This window comes from Sphingopyxis sp., assembly GCF_016463645.1.
Lineage (GTDB): Bacteria > Pseudomonadota > Alphaproteobacteria > Sphingomonadales > Sphingomonadaceae > Sphingopyxis.
The window spans coordinates 1-6,342 of the sequence record NZ_JAEMQX010000170.1; the positions used below are offsets into that span (position 1 = coordinate 1).

The following is a 6,342-nucleotide window of genomic DNA, read 5'->3' on the forward strand; positions in this document are numbered from 1 at the left end:
TCCGCTGATACGGAGCGTCCGGACTTTCTCGAATAGGGTAAAGATGACCAAATTTTCGACCATGACCGGCCTGATCGCCTTGGCCGCCGTCGGCGTGACGCCCGTGCTGGCCCAGACCGTCGCCGATAGCGAAGTGCCGACGACCAGCCTCAACATTCCCGGCAATGTGCAGCTTTACGGCGATGCCAAGCCGAACGTCTATCGCCCCTCCGCGACGGTGAATGGCGAGATCATCACCGCGACCGACATCGAACAGCGGATGGCGCTGATCCGGATCGCCAACAACAATGTCGAACTGCCGCCCGAGGAAATACAGCGGCTGCGCAATCAGGTGTTCAGCAACCTGATCGACGAAAAATTGCAGATCCAGGAAGCCAAGGCGGCCGAGATTACGATCGACGAGAATGTCGTCAACGATCAGTTCGCCCGCCTGGCGACGCGTTTCAAGCAGACACCCGACCAATTTTCCAAGTATCTGGCGTCGAAGGGCTCGTCAGCCGCGGCGGTAAAACAGCAGATTCGCGGAGAGTTCGCGTGGGATCGCCTCCTGTCGCGTAACATCCAGTCGACGACCAACGTGTCGACCGAAGAGGTCAAGATCGTCGCCGACCAGATGATGGGGACCAAGGGTCAGGACGAATTCCACCTCGGTGAAATCTATCTGTCGGCGACGCCCGAAAATGCGGCGTCGGTGACTGAAAATGCGAAGAAGATCATCCAGGCCTTGCAGGCGGGCGGCAGCTTTGCCGCTTATGCACGCCAGTTTTCGGAAGCATCGACCGCCGTCGTCGGCGGCGATCTCGGCTGGGTGAAAGCCGGCCAGTTGCCGGGATCAATGGGCGAGGCTGCAACGCAGATGCAGCCGGGCCAACTCGTCGGCCCGATCGAGGTGCCGGGCGGCATCTCGATCATGCTGATGATCGACCGGCGCCAGGTGCTGACCGCCGACCCGCGCGATGCGGTCCTCAGCCTCAAGCAGCTCTCGCTGGACTTCCCGGCGGGCACGACGCAGGAAAAGGCTTCCGAGCTCGCAAGCAAGTTCGCCGAAGCGACGCGGGCGATCGCCGGTTGTGGTGCCGCCGACGCGGTGGCGCAGAGCCTTGGCGCGGCCGTCGTATCGCGCGACAATATCGAAATGCGCGCACTGCCGGCACCGCTGCAGGCGACGCTTGCGAACCTGCAGGTCGGACAGACGACGCAGCCGTTCGGTTCGGCCAACGAGGGCGTCAGCGTTCTCGTGCTTTGCGGCCGCGATATGCCGCAGACCGCAACCGCGCCGAATCTCGAGCAGATCGAGCAAAAGCTGCTCGAGGACAAGGTCAACAAGCGGGCCCAGCGCTATCTGCGCGACCTGCGCCGCGACGCGGTGATCGAATATAGCTGATGACTTTTGACGACCCGCGCCGCCCGATCGCGGTCACCATGGGTGACCCGGCCGGCGTCGGCCCCGAAGTCACGGCCCGCGCCTGGGCCGCGCGCCGCGAAAACCACCTGCCGCCGTTCGTGGCGATCGGCGACATTGCGGCTATCGAGGCCGTCTGGGACGGTCCCGTCGCGCGAGTGGGCGATATGGACGAGGTCGGGCGGGCGTTCGACACCGCACTTCCCGTATGGCATCTCGAAGACAGCGGACCGCTGATCCCCGGCCAGCCGACGCCGGCTGGCGCAACCTGTGCGCTCCACGCGCTCGAAACCGGCATCGGGCTGACGCGCAACCAGGCGAGTTCGGCGCTCGTCACCGGATCGGTGTCGAAATATGCGCTGCACGGCATCGGTTATACGCATCCGGGGCAGACCGAATTCATTGCCGAACGCTGCGGCGTCACCGCGACCAATGCCGTGATGGTGCTGGCGGGGCCGAGCCTGCGTGTCGTGCCGCTGACCGTGCATATCCCGCTCGCCGAGGTACCCGAGCGGCTGACGAGCGAGCTGATCGTCGCCAAGGCCCGGATCGTCGCGCGCGGGCTGCGGCGCGATTTCGGAATCGAGACGCCGCGCCTCGCGCTCGCGGGGCTCAATCCGCACGCGGGCGAAAGCGGCCAACTCGGCAGCGAGGAAGAGCGGGTCATGGCCCCCGCCATCGCCCAGCTTGCCGAGGACGGTATCATCGTCGACGGGCCGGTGGCAGCCGACGCGCTCTTCGCACCGGGTATCCGCGACCAGTATGATGCGCTGCTTTGCGGCTATCACGATCAGGCGCTGGCACCGTTCAAGGCGCTGCATTTCCACGATGGCGTCAATCTGACGCTCGGCCTGCCGATCATCCGCACCTCGCCCGACCATGGCACGGCGTTCAATATCGCGGGGACCGGTCGCGCCGACCCGGGACCTACGATCGCCGCGATCGCGATGGCGGCGCGGATGGCGGCTGCCCGCGAGCGCAGCTGCGCGCCGGCAAAGTGACGATCCAGCCGCGCACTCCGCTGCCGCCGCTGCGCGAAACGGTGCGCGTGCACGGCCTGTCGGCGAGCAAGGCGCTCGGGCAGAATTTCCTGTTCGACGAGCAATTGCTCGACCGGATCGCCGCACTGCCGGGCAATCTCGACGGAGCGACGGTATTCGAGGTCGGTCCCGGCCCGGGCGGGCTGACCCGCGCGCTGCTGCGGGCGGGAGCAAAGGTCATCGCGGTCGAGCGCGACGACCGCTGCCTGCCGTTGCTCGCCGAGCTGGGCCAAGCCTTTCCGGGGCAGCTGACGGTGATCGCCGGTGATGCGATGGCGGTCGACGTCGACGCGCTGATCGGCGGCGCACCTTATCATATCGTCGCGAACCTGCCCTATAATGTCGGCACCGCGCTGTTCACGCGCTGGCTCGAGCCCGCGGCGTGGCCGCCGCGATGGGTATCGCTGACGCTGATGTTCCAGCTCGAAGTCGCCGAACGCATCGTCGCCCCGGTCGGGACGGGCGCCTATGGGCGGCTGGCGGTCCTCGCACAGTGGCGGTCCAATGCGAAGATCGCGATGAAGGTGCATCGTTCGGCCTTCACACCGCCTCCCAAAGTGATGTCGGCGATCGTGCATGTGACGCCTAGCGCCGAGCCCCAAGGCGTCGATCCGAGGCTGCTGTCGAAACTCACCGAAAAGGGGTTCGGCCAGCGGCGCAAGATGCTGCGGCAAAGTCTGAAGGGCGCCGAAGGCGCCGTTGCGGCGGCGGAATCGATCGGAATCGATCTGACACGGCGCGCCGAGACGGTCAGCGTCGACGAGTGGGTGGAGCTGGCCCGCGCGCTGGGCGCCTGACCCCAATCAGTTCTGGCTACTGGTCGTACCGACGGTCGCGACTACCGGCTTCGGCACCAGCACTTCTGCGGCGACGACGCGCTTCGACGCACTCGATGCGATCGTCTTTTCAAGCGCCGCGACCTGCGGACATTTGTCGCTGCAGACACGCTGCGCCTCGGCCAGCTTTTCGCGCGCGAGTTCGAGCGCACCCTTGTCTGCGAGGGCTTCGCCCTGCCCGGTCAGCGCGACGATGTCGTTGGGTTCGAGCACCAGTGCCTCGCGATAAAGGCCGATCGCCTTGCCGGGCAGCCCCTGCGCGCGGGCGACCTGCGCCAACGCGATGATCGCCGAGCGGTTGCGCGGGTCGGCAGCGAGCGCCGATTCATAAAAGTCGATCGCCTGATCGAGATCGCCGGCTTCCTGCGCCTTGTGCCCTTCCTGCTGGAGCGCGATCGAGCGGGGAAAGATGTCGTTGTCGGCGCGTTGCGCGTCGGATGCGGTGGGCAGGCTGGCGAGGATCAACCCCGCAGAAAGAGCCAGAAAGCCGACACGCATCGCATTCTCCCATCGCTTCATTGCAGGGAATGCTAACATGGCGCGGTCAGCCGCGCGAGAAAAAATCCGTCGCAGCCATCATGCGCCGGAGTCAGGAGATAGCCGCAGCCCGCAGCGCGGCCGATGCCATCCGGCAGATAGCGGACGTCGACCGTCCAGCCCGGATTCCGGTTCAGAAAATCGTCCACCTGTGCCCGCCCCTCGCGCGTGATGATCGAGCAGACAGCATAAATCAGTTTGCCGCCCGGCGCCACAAGGTCGGCACCGATGTCGATCAGCCTGGCCTGATCGGCGAGATGACGTTCGAGCCGCGCGGGGGTCAGGCGCCAGCGCAGTTCAGGGCTGCGTCGCCAGGTGCCGCTGCCCGAGCAAGGCGCATCGACGAACACCCGGTCGGCCCTGCCCTGCCAGCCGGTGAGCATCGCGGGCTCTTGCCCCGGATTGAGCAGCCGCGTCTCGATGCGGGTCGCACCGGCGCGCTCGGCGCGCGGCGGGAGTTGCTGGAGGCGCGCGCGGTTGGTGTCGCAGGCGAGGATGTCGGCATCGTCACCGGTCAGCGACGCGATCGCAAGCGTTTTGCCGCCACCACCGGCGCAAAGATCGACGATCGCTTGTCCTTGGCGAGGGTCCAATGCGGCGGAGGCATATTGGCTCGCGGCGTCCTGTACCTCGAAACGGCCTTCGGCATAGGCGGGATGCTGGACGGCGGCGGTTTCGGGTGGCAGGCGCCAGCCGTCGGGCGCGCCTGGGATCGTTCCGCCTTCGGGGAAAAGCGCGGCGAGATCGGCGGCCTTCGACCTGATGCGATTTGCGCGGAGATCGAGCGGTGCGCGCGCGAGCATCGCGTCATATTCGCCTTCGCCGACGAGCGGATCGAACAGCTCTATCAAAGCCTCCGCCGCCAGCCCGGTTTCGGCGCGCGGTTCGTCCGCGGCGATCGGTTCGGCGCCATAGGAAGAGCCGTCGAAGAGCAGCGCAAGATCGGGCTGGGTTTCGGCGAGCGCGAGCATCGCGGCGCGGCCCGACGTGGGCGCCGAGCGCACAACGCGGATCGCGTCATAAACATGGCCGCGGATCGCGCGGCGGTCCTTCGACCCCGCATAGCGGCGCGCGCGCATCGCTTCGGTAAAGATCGCGTCAGCCGCCGCCCCGCCCTCGCGCGCGGCGGCGGCGATGGCGTCGAGGATCTCGATCGCCGCCTGAATGCGCGCAGCAGGCGTCATCGGCCGGCCTCAGCCCGCCGGATAGTTGGGAGCCTCGCGGGTGATCGCGACGTCATGGACATGGCTTTCGCGCAGGCCCGCATTGGTGATGCGCACGAACTTCGCGCGCTCGCGGAAATCCTTCAGCGTGCGGCTGCCGGTATAACCCATCGCGGCCTTCACGCCGCCGACCATCTGGTGAATGACGTCCTTCGCCGGCCCCTTGAACGGAACCTGACCCTCGATGCCTTCGGGAACCAGCTTCATCTGGTCCTTGATATCCTGCTGGAAATAGCGGTCGGCCGAGCCGCGCGCCATCGCGCCGACACTGCCCATGCCACGATAGCTTTTATAGGTGCGCCCCTGATAGAGGAAGGTCTCGCCCGGCGCCTCGGCGGTGCCCGCGAGCATCGATCCGACCATCACGCTCGAAGCGCCCGCCGCAAGCGCCTTGGCGACGTCGCCGGAGGTGCGCAGGCCGCCATCGGCGATCACCGGCACGCCGAGCTTCGACGCCGCCTCGACGCTGTCGAGAATCGCGGTGAGCTGCGGTACACCGACGCCCGCGACGATGCGGGTGGTGCAGATCGAGCCCGGGCCGATGCCGACCTTCACGCCGTCGGCACCCGCGTCGATCAGCGCCTTGGTCGCGTCGCCCGTGGCGACATTGCCGGCAAGAACCTGCACGCGGTTCGACAGTTTCTTGATGCGTTCAACCGTCGCGCCGACGCCCTTGCTGTGACCGTGCGCGGTGTCGACGACGATCAGGTCGCACTCCGCATCGAGCAGCGCTTCGGCGCGCTCGACACCGCTATCGCCGGTGTTCGTCGCCGCGGCGACGCGCAGGCGGCCATTCCCGTCCTTTGTCGCGTCAGGAAAATTGACCGCCTTTTCCATGTCCTTGACCGTGATCAGACCGATGCAGTGATAATCGTCGTCGACGACGAGCAGCTTTTCGATGCGACGCTGGTGAAGCAATTTGCGCGCTTCCTCCTGCCCGACCCCGGCGCGGACGGTCGCGAGATTCTCGGCGGTCATCAGTTCGCGCACGGGCTGGCCGGGATTGTCGGCGAAGCGCACATCGCGGTGGGTGAGGATGCCCACGAGCTTGCCGCCGGTCTCGACGACGGGAATGCCCGAAATCCGGTGCTGATCCATCAGCGCGGTCGCATAGGACAGCGGTGCGTCGGGGGTGATCGTGATCGGGTTGACGATCATCCCGCTTTCGAAGCGCTTGACCTGCCGTACCGCGGCCGCCTGTTCCTCGACGGTCAGGTTGCGGTGGAGCACGCCGATACCGCCGATCTGTGCCATCAGGATCGCCATGTCGGCCTCGGTCACCGTGTCCATCGCCGACGACAGGA

The 6,342-nt window shown here is 66.6% G+C and carries 6 protein-coding genes; 3 read left to right on the forward strand and 3 right to left on the reverse strand.

Features of this window, described 5'->3' with window-relative positions:
• The first annotated feature begins 43 nt into the window (after window positions 1-43).
• The 3 genes from JHC57_RS20320 to rsmA are packed head-to-tail and all read left to right on the forward strand — an operon-like array spanning window position 44 to window position 3,239.
• Window positions 44-1,384 carry a peptidylprolyl isomerase gene (locus JHC57_RS20320; protein ID WP_294032409.1) on the forward strand — a complete coding sequence of 447 codons (1,341 nt, stop codon included), beginning with the start codon at window positions 44-46 and terminating at the stop codon, window positions 1,382-1,384.
• A complete protein-coding gene (gene pdxA, locus JHC57_RS20325) occupies window positions 1,384-2,403 on the forward strand; it encodes a 4-hydroxythreonine-4-phosphate dehydrogenase PdxA (protein WP_294032410.1) in 1,020 nt (339 codons plus the stop codon). The genes JHC57_RS20320 and pdxA overlap by 1 nt, the downstream gene beginning before the upstream one ends.
• Entirely contained in the window at window positions 2,400-3,239 is an 840-nt protein-coding gene (gene rsmA, locus JHC57_RS20330; protein ID WP_294032411.1) for a 16S rRNA (adenine(1518)-N(6)/adenine(1519)-N(6))-dimethyltransferase RsmA, read from the forward strand. Before pdxA ends, rsmA begins: the two co-directional genes overlap by 4 nt.
• 6 nt (window positions 3,240-3,245) lie before the next feature.
• Here the strand turns inward: rsmA and JHC57_RS20335 are convergent, their stop codons facing one another.
• The 3 genes from JHC57_RS20335 to guaB all read right to left on the reverse strand — a co-directional run.
• Window positions 3,246-3,797 carry a tetratricopeptide repeat protein gene (locus JHC57_RS20335; protein ID WP_294032412.1) on the reverse strand — a complete coding sequence of 184 codons (552 nt, stop codon included), beginning with the start codon at window positions 3,795-3,797 and terminating at the stop codon, window positions 3,246-3,248.
• An 11-nt stretch (window positions 3,798-3,808) separates the two neighbouring features.
• The gene (locus tag JHC57_RS20340; RefSeq protein WP_294032413.1) at window positions 3,809-4,999 is read right to left on the reverse strand and encodes an RsmB/NOP family class I SAM-dependent RNA methyltransferase; all 1,191 of its coding nucleotides are present in this window, start codon (window positions 4,997-4,999) and stop codon (window positions 3,809-3,811) included.
• Window positions 5,000-5,008: 9 nt separating this feature from the next.
• Window positions 5,009-6,342 (reverse strand): IMP dehydrogenase (gene guaB, locus JHC57_RS20345; protein ID WP_294032414.1); only part of this gene is annotated, 1,334 nt, incomplete at its 5' end.

Coding starts and splice junctions, on each gene's coding strand:
- JHC57_RS20340 (WP_294032413.1), bottom strand. CDS start 4,999: ATGACGCCTGCTGCGCGCATTCAGGCGGCGATCGAGATCCTCGACGCC.
- JHC57_RS20335 (WP_294032412.1), bottom strand. CDS start 3,797: ATGAAGCGATGGGAGAATGCGATGCGTGTCGGCTTTCTGGCTCTTTCT.
- pdxA (WP_294032410.1), top strand. CDS start 1,384: ATGACTTTTGACGACCCGCGCCGCCCGATCGCGGTCACCATGGGTGAC.
- JHC57_RS20320 (WP_294032409.1), top strand. CDS start 44: ATGACCAAATTTTCGACCATGACCGGCCTGATCGCCTTGGCCGCCGTC.